The sequence below is a fragment of the Streptomyces sp. NPDC056580 genome (assembly GCF_042793175.1).
GTDB lineage: Bacteria > Actinomycetota > Actinomycetes > Streptomycetales > Streptomycetaceae > Streptomyces.
Genome location: NZ_JBHTVE010000016.1, coordinates 1 through 13,180, shown reverse-complemented (window position 1 = coordinate 13,180; position 13,180 = coordinate 1). Strand labels below are relative to the sequence as shown.

The following is a 13,180-nucleotide window of genomic DNA, read 5'->3' as shown; positions in this document are numbered from 1 at the left end:
GGAGATGCCTCGTACAGTGGGACACATGAACACGGCAACGGACTCCGCCGGCCGGCATCGCTGGCTCACCGACGAGGAGCAGCGCGTCTGGCGCGCCTACCTGCACGCCACCACCCTGCTCGAGGACCACCTCGACCGGCAGCTCCAGCGTGACGCGGGCATGCCGCACATCTACTACGGCCTCCTCGTCGGCCTGGCCGAGGCGCCGCGCCGCCGGCTGCGGATGACCGAGCTGGCGATGAAGTCCAAGATCACGCGCTCCCGGCTGTCCCACGCCATCGCCCGGCTGGAGAAGAGCGGGTGGGTCCGCCGCGAGGACTGCCCCTCCGACAAGCGCGGGCAGTTCGCCGTCCTCACCGACGAGGGCGCCGAGGTGCTGGCCCGTACCGCGCCCGGCCATGTGGCCGCTGTCCGCCAGGCGCTGTTCGAGCGGCTGTCCCCGCAACAGCAGAAGACCCTCGGCGAGATCATGGAGATCGTCGCCGAGGGCCTCCAGCCCGACGAAGCGGGTGCGGACCTGCCCTGGCTCCGCTAGCCCACCCGGTGGAACCCCGGGCGGGCCGGTGTCCGGCCGGTCAGTGGGCCACCACCGGCACCGGCACCTCGTCCTCGACGCCCTCGCCGGAGGCGACCGGGGCGGAGCCCGGGCGGCCGGCGTTGACGAAGGTGAAGGCGATCAGCGCGGCGAGCGCCAGGATGCCGACGGCGAACCCGATCGCCGTGCCGTAGCCGTGCACCATGCCCTGCAGTCCCACGAGCTGCTGCTGGGGCTTGGTGGCCGCACCGGCGATGTGGTCATCGATGTACGAGGTCTTCGCGGACGCGGCGATGGTGTTCAGCAGGGCGGTGCCGATCGCGCCGCCCACCTGCTGCGAGGTGTTGACCATCGCGGAGGCGACACCGGCGTCCCGGGGCTCGACCCCGGCGGTGGCCAGGGACATGGCCGGCATGAACGCCGTACCCATGCCCAGGCCCAGCAGCACCATCGCGGGCAGCAGCAGCGTCGCGTACGAGGAGCCGATCTCCATCCGGCTCAGCAGCAGCATGCCGAACCCGGCGACCAGGAAGCCGGGGCCCATCAGCAGCCGGGCCGGGACCCGGGTCATCAGCCGGGTGCCGATCTGGGTCGAGCCGGTGATCATGCCCGCCACCATCGGAAGGAACGCGAAGCCGGTCTTGACCGGCGAGTAGCCCTTCACGACCTGCAGGTAGTAGGTCAGGAAGAGGAACAGGCCGAACATGCCGATGATCGCGAGGCCGAGGGAGAGGTAGATGCCACCGCGGTTGCGGTCGGTGACCACGCGCAGCGGCAGCAGCGGCGCCTTGACCCGGGACTCGACCAGCACGAAGGCGGCGAGCAGCACCGCGGACGCGACGAACATGGCGACGGTCACGGTGTCGCCCCAGCCGTCGGACTCGGCGCGGGTGAAGCCGTAGACGAGCGCGAACAGGCCCAGGCTGGACAGGACCACGCCGGGGACGTCGAGCGGGGAGCGGTTGCGGCCGCCCTCCGGCTCGCGGATGACGAACCAGGCGCCGAGCGCGGCGACGATGGCGAACGGGACGTTGACGAAGAAGGTCCAGCGCCAGTCCAGGTACTCGGTGAGGAAGCCGCCGAGGATCAGACCGACGGCGCCGCCGCCGCCGGCGATCGCGCCGTAGATGCCGAACGCCTTGGCGCGCTCCTTGGCGTCGGTGAACATCACGGCGAGCAGGGACAGCGCGGCCGGGGCGAGCAGGGCGCCGAAGACACCCTGCAGCGCGCGGGCGCCGAACATCATCGCGCCGGTGGTGGCGGCGCCGCCGAGCGCGGAGGCGGCGGCGAAGCCGCCCAGACCCAGCACGAAGGCGCGCTTGCGGCCCCACAGGTCGGCTACGCGGCCGCCGAAGAGCAGCAGACCGCCGAAGGCGAGGGCGTAGGCGGTGACGACCCACTGCCGGTTGCCGTCGGATATGCCCAGGTCGGTCTGGGCGGAGGGCAGGGCGATGTTCACGATGGTCGCGTCGAGGACGACCATCAGCTGGGCGAGCGCGATGAAGACGAGCGCTTTCCAGCGGTTGGCGTCACCGCGCGGCGCGGTGACGCCGGGAGCCTTGAGGGCTGTTTCGGACATGGAGGTACCCACTTCGGGACTTCGTGACGGAAAAAGACGTAGGTATCGGACGGCGCGGCGACGGCGACGGCGACGGCCGGAAGCTCGGAGTGCTTGGGGTGCTGTGCGTGCTGAGGGCCAGGGCCGGCGCGCGGCCCCGGGGCGATCGGTCGGGCTGGTCCGCCCGACCTGTCGGCCGGGCTGATCGGTCGCGCTGATCTGGTCGGTCAGGCTGATCGGTCGGGCCTGATGGGCCGGGCTGATCGGTAGGGCTGATCTGGTCGGTCAGGCTTGGCGGAGGTCCTCCATGGTGACGGCCGTACCCGGCAGGACGGAGCGGCCCGGAGCCCGCAACCCGTCCAGGAAGAGCTGAAGATGGCGGTGGGCGAAGCGGTCCACGCTGCAGCAGGCGGTGCCGGCCGGCGGCCGGCTGAGCTGGGCGACGGCGACCATCAGGTCACCGACACCCACGTCGGTGCGGAGCAGCCCGGCCTCCTTGGCCCGGTCCATGAGCCTCTCGACGATGCGCTCGACGCGCTCCCGGGCGGCCTCGAGGTCGGGGTGGTGCCGGTCGAACGTACTGGTGACCATCGGGCACAGGGCGCTGAGCCGCTCGTCGGCGGAAGCGTGCACGAAGCGCTCCAGCGCCTCGTACGCGTCGCCGCTCTCGGACAGCGCCTCTTCGGCGACCCGTACGGTCCGGTCGAGGACCGAGCAGACGACCTCGCGGACGAGGGCGTCGCGGTCCGGGAAGTTGCGGTACACCGTGGCATTGCCGACGCCGGCCCGGCGGGCGATCTCGTCGAACGGCACGTCCGGGCCGTGCTCGACGAACATCTCCCGGGCAGCGGTGACGATCCGCTCCCGGTTGCGCAGGGCGTCGGCGCGAGGCCGGGACACCTTGCGCGGTGCGGGGAGGGAGGTCTGCACGGCGTACTCCTGGTCTGGGTGACTCTCGCGATCCGGGGAATGGTTCCCCGTTTCGCGCGGACACAGGTCTAAACGGGGAGCGGGTCCCCGGTTATTTCCCCCGCGCCCAAAACTTCTCCGTGACCTGGCTCACACCTTCCGCCGCCGGGATTCCCACGATCGGCTCCTCCAGCGCGCGCCCTCAGGCCCCTCCACCCAGGGTGATCACAAGGGTGCAGTCGTCCGAACCCGCGGCTGCCGTGGAGCGGGAGGTCCATGCATGCAGCCGCCGTCGCCCCGCCGCCGCATACGCCCGCGCCGGGCGGTCGCCCTGACCTCGGTGACCGTCCTGACCCTGGCGGTCAGCACGTCGGCCGGCACCGGGCAGCTGACGGCGTCCTCCATCGCGGGGCCGGCCGGACTGGTCCGCTCGTCCGCACTCTCCCCCTGCATGATCCGCGGCGGCATGGACGTGCAGATGACCGAGGGCGTCCCCACCCCGGTCGGCTACTCCCGCTCCACCGGCACGGTCCGCGCCCTGACCCTGATGATCGACTTCTCCGACGCCCCCGGGAAGGGCAGCGCCCTCGACCGCTTCCACGAGTTCTTCCCCCAGACCCAGGAGTGGTTCCGCACGGCGTCGTACGGCCGGCTCGACTACCGCCCCGAGACCCCGATATCCGGCTGGCTGCGCATGCCGAAACCGTTCAAGGCGTACGGCATAGAGCGCGGCGCGCCCTTCGACCCCGGCTACCGCCAGCTCGTGCAGGACATGGTGGCCACCGCCGACCCCGACGTGGACTTCCGCTCGTACGACCTGCTGAACGTGCTGGTCACCCCCAACGCCGGCCCCTCCGCCCTGGACACGGTGCTGTCCGTGACCTTCGCCGGCAACTCCGACGCCCCGGTCGCCGACGGCGTCGTCGTGGCCAACGCGTCCTTCATCTACTCCCGCCAGGACGACGGCTCCGGCTCCTACGGCCGCACGGGCTACCGGGTACTGCCGCACGAGAACGGCCACACCTTCGGGCTGCCCGACCTCTACACCCAGGAGGGCGGCTCCGCGGTGGGCCACTGGGACATCATGAGCGAGGACTGGGGGGCCAACAACGACCTCCTGGGCTGGCACAAGTGGAAACTGGGCTGGCTGGACGCCGCCCAGGTCGGCTGCGCGGCCCGCCCCGGCCGCACCGACTACACCCTGACACCGCTGTACCGGCCGGGCGGCGGGAAGCTGGTGCTGATACCGATAGACGGGCGGAGCGCGTACGCCCTGGAACTGCGCGCGCCGGGGGGAAACGACGAGGCCGTGTGCGAGCCCGGCATCCTCATATACAAGGTCGACGCCACCGTGGACACGGGACGCGGCCCGATCACGGTCTACGACGCCCACCGCCACAGCGGCGGCTGCACCCGCAGCCCCAACGTCCAGGCAGAACTCTCCGACGCCCCGTTCGCCAGCGGCCAGTCCTTCAAGGACCCGAAGCACAGGATCACGGTCGAGGTACGGGCCACGGGGAGCGACGGGGATTTCAAGATACGGGTCACCCGGCGGTAGCGGGACCGGCGGGAAGCGGCCACACCCCGACGCGGGCCAGGCACCGCACAGACGCCGCACACGAGACACAGGCACTACGGCGACGCACTCCACACCCCGCCCGCCCCACGCGCAGGCAGCGCACCCCACCGCACCTCACGCAGACCGCACTCACGCGCACCCCACCCTCACGCGCACCGCACCTAACACGCCTTACCCCACCTCAGGGGCACCGCACCGCACCGCACCGCACCGCACCGCACCGCACCGCACCGGGCGGTTTACCGTAGGCGTTCCCGCACGCCGTATGCCGTACCGGACCGGAGAACCGACCCGATGCCCCCGAAGACCGCACTGGACCAGGATGCCGTGCCCGGCCCGCCGGCCGAGGCGGTCGCGCCGCTGATCCGCGGGATCGCCGTACTGCGGCAGCTGACCGATGCGGGCGGGACGCTCAGCCCCAGCGCGCTGGAACGGGCCACCGGGCTCGCCCGGTCAACGGTCGACCGGATCACCGCCACCCTGGCCCGCATGGGATACGTCCGCCTCGACGGCCGGGACGTCGTCCTCGCCCCCCGCGTGATGGAGCTGGGCAACGCCTACCTGGCCGCGCTGCGCCTGCCCGCCCTGCTCGACGCCCGTGCCGACGCCCTCGCCGACGAGCTGGACGAGTCGGTGTCCCTGGCGGTCGCCGATCTCGACGGCATCCGCTTCATCCACCAGGCCCCCCGCCGCCGCGCGATGTCCGTGAGCTTCCGCATCGGCGACCTGCTCCCGGCCGAACGTACCGCACCGGGCGCGCTGTTCGCGGCCGAGTGGGACCAGGCGGACTGGGCGCGCTGGAGCACCCGCCGGACCGGCGACCCGGCGAACACGTCCTTCCCCGCCGTCCCGCCCCAACCCGTCCCCGGCGCAGAGGACTTCGAGACCCGGGCCGCACAGGCCCGCCGGCACGGCTGGGCGGTGGACGACCAGTTGATCGAGCCGGGCCTGGTCGCGGTGTCCGTTCCGGTGCGGCACCCGGCTACCGGCCGGTCGGCGTGCGTGGCGAGCGTGGTGAGCCACACCAGCCGGCACACGGCGGCCACCCTGCGCAGCACACTGCTGCCCCGCCTGCGCACGGCGGTGGCCGCCATGGAGGCCGACCTGCGCCAGGCGCCCCCGCCGCAGCCGGGCCCGGCGCCCTCGGGCCTCGCGACCTGGACGACGGCGTCCAAGCACGAACTGGGCCGCGAGTTCATCGAGTCCCTGGCCAGGGGGCTGACCGTACTGACCGCGTTCGGCGAGGGCCGCTCGGCGCTGCCGCTGACCGAGGTGGCCCGGGCGACCGGCCTGGCCCGGGCCACGGCCCGGCGGGCGCTGATCACCTACGAGCACCTGGGCCTGGTGGCCACCGGCCCCGACCCCCGCACCTTCACCCTCACGCCCCGCGTCCTGGACCTGGGCTTCCCGGCCCTGTCCCGCACCACGCTCCCCCGCCTCGCCGAGCCGCACCTCAGAGCCCTCGCCGACCTGCTCCACGAGCCGACGGCGCTGGCGGTCCTGGCGCCGGGCAGCGGGACGGAGATCCAGTACACGGCCGGCGCGGGCACGAGCCGGGTCCTCACCGTGGACATCGCGGTCGGCGCACGCCTCCCGGCCACGGGCACCTCCCTGGGCCGCGTCCTGCTCGCCGACGCCGGCGGCCACCTGACCCCGGCCCTCACCGAGGTCCGCGCCCAGGGCTACGCCCTCGTCGACGAGGAACTGGAGTCGGGCCTGCGCTCCATCGCCGTACCGGTACGCGACCGGACCGGCCGGGTGGTCGCCGCGGTGAACGTGGCCACGCACGCGGCCCGCCGCTCCCTGGAGAACTGCGTCACGGACCTGCTCCCCGCCCTGCGCACCACCGCCGACCACATCCAGACGGACCTCCACACCGCATCCCGCTTCACCCACGTCCCCCCGTCCTGAACCACGGCCCCGCCCTGATCCGGTACCCTGTGGACCGAGTACAGCGCCTTCGTAGCTCAGGGGATAGAGCACCGCTCTCCTAAAGCGGGTGTCGCAGGTTCGAATCCTGCCGGGGGCACCAGCGCAAAGGCCCCGGACCGATCACGGTCCGGGGCCTTTGACATCCACTTCTGACACCAAGGGTCTCCAAGTACTGCCCAGTACTTCAGATGCCAGCCCGTACTTCGGGTACACCCAACTCTTCTGCCAGCGCCCGCAACTCCTCGGACGGCGGCTGGCTCATGATCAGGAGGTCCGCCACGAGCTGCTTGACCATCGGCAGGGACCGCACCATTTCCGGTGACTGCTCACGGGCCTTGAACAGTGCCGAGACCGCGTCGGCCACCTGGCGGCGCTGGGCATAGGCCCTGGCCACGTCGACCTGAAAGCGTGTCTGGCGTTCTGCGGACAGGCCCGACGCGTCGACGGCCTGCGCAGCTCGAAGGGCGACGCCGGCGTCTCCGAGGTCGACCGCGACAGCCACCTCATGCAGGCCGACGTTGGTGGGACCGAACTCGGTGTTGTAGTCATTGCGCCCATCACCGACCTGATCGGCCATCGCGCGAGCGTCACCAAGGAAGTCGTACGCCTCATCGGCCAGGTTCAACCGTGCGGCAGCGACCGCCCGCTGCAAGGTCAGCGCACCTCGCAGTGCCACCGCCTCGACCTTCCCGGACTCCGCCAGCGGCTGCAGGGCATCAGCCGCACTTCCCGACGCTTGCGCCGCCTGGTCAAAGTGACGCGCACCGAGGAAGACGATCGAGAGCCTGAACTCACCAGCGGCCATCAGCAGCGGGTCGTTGGCCCGCTCGGCGGCGGCCACAGCACGGTCGGCGGCAATCCAGGCCACTTCGGGCTCCCCCAGATTCGCGAGCGCACCACTGCACGTGTGGTACATGACCGCCAGCAGTTGGAAGAGTTCGGGACGATCCTCCTCCGGCACAGACCGGGTGGCCGACTCCAGCCGCGGAACGAGCCTTTCGAGCAGCTCGGCCAGGTCGGCATAGTTGCCCTGGTGTGTCAGCGACCAGGCGCGGTCGACCTCGGCCCGAAGCGCCGGCACGTCAGGAGATGCGTCTCGCCGGTCGAGAACCGCCTTGAGCGAATGCGCGGCACTCAGCACCAGCCGCAGCCGACTCGCACCCGGCGCCTCGCCCTCTGCCACCGAGGCGACGATGGGCGCCTCGGCCGCCAGCTCCGCGACCGGCACCTCCAGCACCTCGGCGACCTTTTCCAGCACGGTCATCCGGTCGATACGTCGCACGCCCCGCTCAACCTGGGACACCCACGCTTCCGATCGCCCCAGAAGGCCCGCGAACTCCTTCTGCGACAGTCCACGCCGCTTGCGATGGAAGGCGATCTTGCGACCAAGAGCCTTCTGATACTCAGTGCTCAACGTCCACACCCTTGCCGGACATGAAGTCCAGACGGTCAACCTCCGTGGCGGAAAGGTACTGGTCCCGCTCGGACAGGAAGGCCCGCACGTAGTCCTTCGACTCATGCTCCTCGAAGGCACCCCTGTCCCGGTACAGCTCGTAGAACACGCGCTCCAGCGGGCGTCCGTCAACGCGGTGCACCGTGTAGATCACCGTCCCGGGCTCGTTCGCCCGGATCAGCTCCCCGGTCCGCGCCACAAGGCCGTCGAACGCAGCCGCCGACGCCTCGTCCTTGCAGGTGAAACGCACCATCAGTCCGAACATGCGGGGTCCCCTCTCCATCGGCTTTCAGGCCAGCACCAGACCACCCGGCGAACGCTATGCGCCGACCGCTCGCACGAAAAGTACGATCCCGCACTCTCGGTACGCACACATTCAGTACGGTGCTAGTACTAATTGTACGGCTCTGCATGGGTCTGTGTCAGCCGGTCGGCATCGCTGGCACGGAAGACAGCAGGTCACCGCCATGGAGGACGCCATGCCCACCCACGGTCGCACCTTCCCTGGAGACCCCCGGGAACTCAGCTCCGCGCGCCGATGGACCCGCGCCACCCTGAACGGCCACCCTCGCTCCGAAGACGCCGAGCTGATCGTCACCGAACTCGGCACCAATGCCGTGACACACACAGCCAGCGGCGAGGGCGCCGGCTCCTTCCACGTCAGCCTCACCGTCTCTGAACAGACGATCACGGTCGCGGTAGCCGATGGCGGCCACACGGAGACCGTTCCCGAGGTGCAGCACCCGCCCCTCAACGCCACTCACGGCCGCGGACTGGGCCTGGTCGTCGCGCTCGCCGACAACGTGACGGTCCAGGGTGACGACTGCGGCCGCACGGTCACGGCCGAACTCCGTGCTCACGCGAGTCTCAGGGAGTCGGCACCGTGTTCCTGACCACCGAGCTGGACGCTCACAGCACGTTCGTGGAAGCCCACGGCAGCCGCAGAGCCACGGCAGGAGGCCACCCGTGCTGATGAAGCAACCCCGACGCGGCTACTGGTGTGAATGCTGGACGGAAAGCCTCAGCGAGCAGCAACGGCCGGCGCTGGTGGCATCGTTCGATGCCTACATGGCCCCTCAGGCGGACCGATGGGTGGCAGTCACCCTCCGAACCATCTCCTCGGCCCTCGACGCAGACGCGTCGGACGCTGCATGGGAGTGGCTGTATGACGGCCGCATCGAAACCAGACGAGCACTCCTACGCCGCGAGCCCTGCACGGTGTCAGTCACTCATGAGGACGTGCGCATCACGTGGACGATCCGGCCGGTGATCTTCTTGCAGCTCTTGCACCGTCAGGGCGTCGAACTCCCGCAGTGCGCATACGCCTTCAAGCCCCACACGACCGACTGAGTTACAACTTTCTCTACTGGTTCAAGCCCCGGCTGCGCTCCGCTCCGCCGGGCGGGCTTCCCGGCTCCGCTCGGGGCGCCGCTCCTGCCTTCGGCCCGCTCCGCCCCGGCTGCGCCGACGCCCGCCCACATGTGGATAGGGCCGAGGCCATGAGTCGATCACTGCATAGTGCGGCAGCGGTCAAAGCAGCCTCCGGCGGGGGCGCTCAGGCTCCGAGATGGCAGGGGCGCCGTTCGCGTGTGCCGGCCGAGTGTGGCGTGCGCGGGGAGCTCCCATCCCGTCTGCCATCGACCCAGGCAGAGCCGAGCAGACGCGGCCCATGGCGTCCAGGTCGTTCGTACAGTGGCGCGCTCCACCTGGACGCCATGGACCACGCCCGCTCCACGGTGTGTGGGTCGACGGCAGACGGGATGGGAGCTGGGGTGAGTGGTGGGTTGTTCTGGATGGTGCAGGCGGAGCCTTCGTCGTTGCGAAATCGCGGCTCTCACGTGGGCAGCGTTACCGGCGATCACGTATGGGGCCGACGCTCGCGGAACGAGATCACTAGAGTTCCCCCCGTGATATCGACATTCAGCGACGCCTTTCTTCGTACCGCCGAGCGTCACGCCGCTTGGGGAGCCGAGCAACTCGAGGCCTTGGGCCACAAGTTGTCGCGCGGCCCGTGGACTGCCGACCTGGACCAATGCGTGTACCAGCGCGCTGACCTCACGATGCGGGTCGGACTCCTTGGCACCTACGACCTCACCGAGCAGACCTGGCTCTGGGGATGGGCCAATCCAGGCCTGGGTGGGAGTGCGGTGGTGGCCGCCAGCGAGCGGATCGCCGAGTTCGGGCGCGACAACGGCGTGCCCGAACTTCAAAACCCGGGTGTGGAATTGTCAGGTTTCGGTGATCCGCGCCTGGCCGCTGAGACACTCGCGCTCATCGGGATGGGTGTGCTGGGCGCACCCGGCTACATAGGGGAATCGGCTGGACCCGGGACTCGGGTCTACTTCGCCCCGGACGACCCGCAGATCCAGCCTGCGGCGCTGGACCCGATCACCATGCCGCGCTTTCTGCTGACCGGCGCGGGAGTGTTGCAGCACTCCGCGCATGATGTGGTGATCGGCTACTTCGCTCACCATGGTGTGCACGTCGAGGTAGCAGCCGACCGGATCCACGGACACTTGCCCGACGGCAGCACAGCCGAGATCACCTTCGATGCACTTGGCCGGATCGCGGCGATCAACGCTACGGCGAGCAGGCGCTGAACCTTGTCAAGGCGGCGTCCGGCGGCTGACACCAGCGGCTGACACCAACAAGCACGAACCGCAGCGGTCAGCGCCGGACCTCAGTGAACGATCGGCCGAGGCGCAAGGGCCGTTGGCCGATGTTGACAGACCCCTGTGATCGACCTGATAAGGATGAGGCCAGACCTCAAAGCCTCCACCTCGTGCGGGCACCGTCCTCACCGTGGGGTGGCGCCCATCGCCTTGACTCGGTCATTGAAACTCCAGCCCAAAGCCGTTCCACCGCCCGCGCGGTACAGTTCCGCTCGCCATAGGCAGAGAGGGCGAGCATGGAGAACCCATTCAGGGATGGCGGACCGGCGGACAAGGCGATGCCCTATCTGAGCCTCATCGTCTCCGCGAACCTCTTGGCGGTGGGCGTGGAGATGCACCAGGAGGGCGCATCTCTGTTCTGGCCACTCGGTGCCGGACTCATGATGCTGCTCGCGTGCCACGGGATCTACCGGCAGATACGTTCGCAGCGCGACCGCGCCTAGAGGCCGTACAGCAGGGAAGTACAGCAACCAGCCCTCACCGCCACGGGCCCTGAGCGACCGTCTGACGTGCCCGGCAGACCTCAGCGACCACCGTGCCCATAGTTCGCATCGAGGAGGCCGCGGGGCGTGCCACTTCCGTGCCAGAACGGGCGGGGACTCACGGGGAAACGAGGTTGCCCAGGGTGCGCACGGCCCTACACCGCCCAAGGCAGGGAGTCCCAGGTCAAGCCCAAGGTCCCCCAACCTCGCTCCTAAAGCGGGTGTACGCGAGCCAGCACGTGAAGGCGCCATGCCATCATCGGATAATGCTGACCGAGGAGGACGCGCGCCGACTGGTGCTTGCCGAGATCGACGACGTGCGGAGCCACAGCGCGTACGACCTTCAGATCCTGCGCGTGGAGGCCTTGCCGTTCGGGTGGATCTTCTACTGGGGGGCAGTCCGGGACGGTCAGAGCGGGCAGCGCCCTCGGTTGGGAGGCAACGGCCCTTTCCTGGTGGATCGTGAAAACGAACGGTTGATCCGAACTGCCATCAGTGTCCCCGTAGCCCGCCAGATCGCGGACTACGAACGCCGACTGCGACGCGAGGCTCACGCCCGGAACGCGGCGGCGAAGCAAGCTGCGCAACAGGCATGAGTGTCTAACTGCGTGACAATGCCGACGAACAGCGGCGGACGCACACGAACGTCTGCGGACCATCAGCGCAGCTGGGACCCAAACCAGCCCAAGGCAGAGCCCCCAGCCAAGTTGCTTCGGGACGAAGAGGCCGTGCCAGACGCACGCCGGGTATATGCGGGACCAGGGCACAAGCGGTGTCTAGTCAGCCATCAGGTCGTTCTCAACGGCGGGAGCCAGACGGGCGAGCCAGTGTTGTGTCTCGGCCGCTTCCAGAATCCGGTCGAAGCGGAGGGCTGGCATCATGTGCTCGAACACTCGACCCACGGTCAGGCCGTAGGTGCCGTTCGGCGGATGCAGGACGAGGACGCGGGTGCCGTCGAGAGGGTGTATGTCGGCTGGCATACCTTCTGGGCTGATGTAGCTTCCCTGACCGTCGAAGAGGCGGAAGCAGCGGATCGCTGGATTGTCGGGGCCGAGGTGGGGGTCGCCGCCCGTCGCCGCCTCGACCCAGGACCGCGCGGGGCGTTCTCCAGTGACCATGCCTAGTCCGGGATCCCCAACGAGCCGATCCGCAAGGAGGATGTGCAACTGGCCGTTGTCCCCGATCCCACTCATCGTGAGGGCGTATCCCCTGCGTGCGCGAGGGTCGATGACGACCAGCGGCTCGTCGTCAAGAACGGCAGCCAGCGCGCCGGCCCAAGCAGCTCGCTGGGACCGGTGGGCGACCGCGCCAGCGTGTTCGCGCAGCTGGGCCTTGACGTCGCGGGGGACGGCCGCGCGGAAACCTGCGTCCGCCATTACGGTGATCAGGGCTTTAAGCCAATCCTCCATGTCGAACCAGGACATGGCGATATGAGTCATCGTGTTCTTGCTGACGCCCCGGTGCCACCGGGGTAGTCCGGTCAGCGTCCGGACCAGTTGGTGGGCGCTGTCGCTTACTGGTTCGGGCAGGGACCGGCCGCGTGCTGCTTTGTCCCAGAATTTCGGCACCAGCTCGTTGAACTTCATGGCTTCCGAGGCACGCTTGGGCAGCACGTCGGCGAGAGCCATGGGGGAAGCGCCCCACTCGACGCAGGCGCCGGCCAGAACCGCGGTCTTGGCGAAGTCCCCGCTTAGACGCGGCAGCAAGGGCGCGAGGGCTTCTACGGTGGCGGTTAGGCTCTCGGGGCCTCCCGCCCGAGCGGTATCCGCAAGCCGCTTTATCGCGGTTCGGTAGGCGGGAGCAGAGCCGGACTTCATCTGTGTGACGAGTTCGTTGACCAGGCGCTGTATATCCGAGGGCACGAGGGGACGTTAGCAGGGGTGATCGTCCGTCGAGAGTCGTCACCTTGACCAGCCAAGCGGCAGACGAGGTGAAGCCGGACAGACGTCCGGGGTGACATCCACGGCTGACTGTGAGGATGTCGGTGGTGCCGCCCGAGGCGGTCTGACCCGCCAACTGACCGACGTGCGAGCTGTCTTGTTGATGAAATGTCGGCCGAC

General features: G+C 69.6%; 13 protein-coding genes and 1 tRNA gene. 9 read left to right on the top strand and 5 right to left on the bottom strand.

The features are described 5' to 3' along the window. Nucleotides 1-25 precede the first annotated feature (25 nt). Nucleotides 26-535, top strand: a complete 510-nt coding sequence (locus ACFQ9Z_RS30970) for a MarR family winged helix-turn-helix transcriptional regulator (RefSeq protein WP_383026593.1) — start codon at nucleotides 26-28, stop codon at nucleotides 533-535. Between the two features lie 40 nt (nucleotides 536-575). Here the strand turns inward: ACFQ9Z_RS30970 and ACFQ9Z_RS30965 are convergent, their stop codons facing one another. Together ACFQ9Z_RS30965 and ACFQ9Z_RS30960 are read right to left on the bottom strand one after the other, a co-directional pair. Next, entirely contained in the window at nucleotides 576-2,114 is a 1,539-nt protein-coding gene (locus tag ACFQ9Z_RS30965; protein ID WP_383026590.1) for an MFS transporter, read from the bottom strand. A 264-nt stretch (nucleotides 2,115-2,378) separates the two neighbouring features. Continuing rightward, nucleotides 2,379-3,023, bottom strand: a complete 645-nt coding sequence (locus ACFQ9Z_RS30960) for a TetR/AcrR family transcriptional regulator (protein ID WP_383026587.1) — start codon at nucleotides 3,021-3,023, stop codon at nucleotides 2,379-2,381. Between the two features lie 259 nt (nucleotides 3,024-3,282). Between ACFQ9Z_RS30960 and ACFQ9Z_RS30955 the strand changes: the two genes are divergently transcribed. The 3 genes from ACFQ9Z_RS30955 (at nucleotide 3,283) to ACFQ9Z_RS30945 (ending at nucleotide 6,613) form a co-directional block, all read left to right on the top strand. Continuing rightward, nucleotides 3,283-4,560 carry a M6 family metalloprotease domain-containing protein gene (locus ACFQ9Z_RS30955; protein WP_383026584.1) on the top strand — a complete coding sequence of 426 codons (1,278 nt, stop codon included), beginning with the start codon at nucleotides 3,283-3,285 and terminating at the stop codon, nucleotides 4,558-4,560. Nucleotides 4,561-4,875: 315 nt separating this feature from the next. Next, nucleotides 4,876-6,492, top strand: a complete 1,617-nt coding sequence (locus tag ACFQ9Z_RS30950) for an IclR family transcriptional regulator C-terminal domain-containing protein (protein WP_383026579.1) — start codon at nucleotides 4,876-4,878, stop codon at nucleotides 6,490-6,492. A 45-nt stretch (nucleotides 6,493-6,537) separates the two neighbouring features. Further along, nucleotides 6,538-6,613: transfer RNA gene (locus ACFQ9Z_RS30945), tRNA-Arg, on the top strand. Between the two features lie 84 nt (nucleotides 6,614-6,697). Here ACFQ9Z_RS30945 and ACFQ9Z_RS30940 read toward each other — a convergent pair. Further along, nucleotides 6,698-7,936, bottom strand: coding sequence for a helix-turn-helix domain-containing protein (locus tag ACFQ9Z_RS30940; RefSeq protein WP_383026576.1), 1,239 nt, complete (start codon nucleotides 7,934-7,936; stop codon nucleotides 6,698-6,700). Next, the gene (locus ACFQ9Z_RS30935) at nucleotides 7,917-8,231 is read right to left on the bottom strand and encodes a putative quinol monooxygenase (RefSeq protein ID WP_383026572.1); all 315 of its coding nucleotides are present in this window, start codon (nucleotides 8,229-8,231) and stop codon (nucleotides 7,917-7,919) included. The genes ACFQ9Z_RS30940 and ACFQ9Z_RS30935 overlap by 20 nt, the downstream gene beginning before the upstream one ends. A gap of 214 nt (nucleotides 8,232-8,445) precedes the next feature. Here ACFQ9Z_RS30935 and ACFQ9Z_RS30930 point away from each other — a divergent pair, with 214 nt between their 5' ends. The 5 genes from ACFQ9Z_RS30930 (at nucleotide 8,446) to ACFQ9Z_RS30910 (ending at nucleotide 11,716) form a co-directional block, all read left to right on the top strand. Then, nucleotides 8,446-8,859, top strand: coding sequence for an ATP-binding protein (locus ACFQ9Z_RS30930; RefSeq protein WP_383026569.1), 414 nt, complete (start codon nucleotides 8,446-8,448; stop codon nucleotides 8,857-8,859). Between the two features lie 79 nt (nucleotides 8,860-8,938). Continuing rightward, entirely contained in the window at nucleotides 8,939-9,316 is a 378-nt protein-coding gene (locus ACFQ9Z_RS30925; protein WP_383027145.1) for a hypothetical protein, read from the top strand. Nucleotides 9,317-9,873: 557 nt separating this feature from the next. Then, the gene (locus ACFQ9Z_RS30920; RefSeq protein WP_383026566.1) at nucleotides 9,874-10,566 is read left to right on the top strand and encodes a DUF6882 domain-containing protein; all 693 of its coding nucleotides are present in this window, start codon (nucleotides 9,874-9,876) and stop codon (nucleotides 10,564-10,566) included. Nucleotides 10,567-10,874: 308 nt separating this feature from the next. After that, nucleotides 10,875-11,081 (top strand): hypothetical protein, encoded by a 207-nt coding sequence (locus ACFQ9Z_RS30915; protein WP_383026563.1) that lies wholly within the window; start codon nucleotides 10,875-10,877, stop codon nucleotides 11,079-11,081. A gap of 305 nt (nucleotides 11,082-11,386) precedes the next feature. Further along, nucleotides 11,387-11,716 carry a hypothetical protein gene (locus ACFQ9Z_RS30910; protein ID WP_383026559.1) on the top strand — a complete coding sequence of 110 codons (330 nt, stop codon included), beginning with the start codon at nucleotides 11,387-11,389 and terminating at the stop codon, nucleotides 11,714-11,716. A gap of 180 nt (nucleotides 11,717-11,896) precedes the next feature. On the opposite strand, the gene ACFQ9Z_RS30905 is transcribed toward ACFQ9Z_RS30910, so the two are convergent. Next, the gene (locus tag ACFQ9Z_RS30905) at nucleotides 11,897-12,982 is read right to left on the bottom strand and encodes a hypothetical protein (RefSeq protein ID WP_383026556.1); all 1,086 of its coding nucleotides are present in this window, start codon (nucleotides 12,980-12,982) and stop codon (nucleotides 11,897-11,899) included. Nucleotides 12,983-13,180: the final 198 nt, after the last annotated feature.